Below are 244 nucleotides of genomic sequence, written 5' to 3' on the forward strand. Positions count from 1 at the left end.
GAATCTGTAGCATCCCACACAGTATTTCGTTGATGCCGTCTTCACGCTCCGGTGACGAGTATGCAAACACAGTGTAAATCTCATCACTGAATTCGATGTCCTCATCACCCTCACCTGAACCCAGCTCGACAGCAGCCAGCGTGATTTGCGTGTTCCAGTATCCGTTACGGACCGGAGTTGCGTACAATGCGTAGAGGCGATCTTCCGACTCCCCATCCTCCGAGTCTGTTTCGGGCCCAATGAC

At 52.9% G+C, this 244-nt stretch carries 1 protein-coding gene; it reads right to left on the bottom strand.

What is annotated here, in order from left to right:
* The coding region (locus AC1RPY_RS08130; RefSeq protein ID WP_481763176.1) for a hypothetical protein at nt 1-244 on the bottom strand (244 nt) is incomplete at both ends.

The organism is Dellaglioa sp. CoH-56-MRSF-12, assembly GCF_056782075.1.